This is a genomic window from Streptomyces caeruleatus, from assembly GCF_001514235.1.
Taxonomy (GTDB): domain Bacteria; phylum Actinomycetota; class Actinomycetes; order Streptomycetales; family Streptomycetaceae; genus Streptomyces; species Streptomyces caeruleatus.
The window spans coordinates 1-675 of the sequence record NZ_KQ948984.1 but is presented as its reverse complement, the minus strand read 5'-3'; the positions used below and the strand labels follow the sequence as shown (position 1 = coordinate 675).

The window sequence follows — 675 nt, the reverse complement described above, 5'->3', positions numbered from 1 at the left end:
TCGGCCGTGGCGGGCGGGGGTGTCCTCGTTCGGGGTCAGTGGCACCAATGCTCACGTGATTCTGGAGCAGGCTCCTGAGGTTGAGCCGGCCTCCGATGCGGAGCCGTCCGCGCCGGTGGTGTTGTCGTCGGTGGTGCCGTGGGTGGTGTCGGGGCGGTCGGAGTCGGCGTTGCGGGAGCAGGCGCGGCGGCTGGCGGCGTATGTGGAGGCGGCTGCGGGGCTGGACCTGGTGGGTGTGGGTGCGGCTTTGGTGTCGACCCGGGCGGGTCTGGAGCATCGGGCGGTGGTTCTGGGCGCCGACCGCGATGAGTTGATCGCCAGGTTGGCGGGGTTGGCGTCGGGGGAGCCGGGCGCGGGTGTGGTGTCCGGGGTGGCTGGTCGGAGTGCGGCTGGTGGGCGTGGTGTGGTGTTCGTGTTCCCCGGTCAGGGGGCGCAGTGGGTGGGGATGGCGCAGGAACTGCTGGCGTCCTCGCCCGTGTTCGCGGAGCGGATGGGGGAGTGTGCCCAGGCGCTCGCTCCGTTTGTGGAGTGGGATCTGCTGGAGGTGTTGGGGGATCAGGCGGCGCTGGAACGCGTCGATGTGGTGCAGCCGGTGTTGTGGGCGGTGATGGTGTCGCTGGCGCACCTGTGGCAGTCGCTGGGCGTGACACCTGCCGCTGTGGTGGGGCATTCGCA

The 675-nt window shown here is 71.0% G+C and carries 1 protein-coding gene; it reads left to right on the top strand.

Translation table 11 applies throughout. The annotated features are described in order from the left end of the window. A partial coding sequence (locus AQJ67_RS44395; RefSeq protein ID WP_159058968.1) for an acyltransferase domain-containing protein occupies positions 1–675 on the top strand: 675 nt, incomplete at both ends.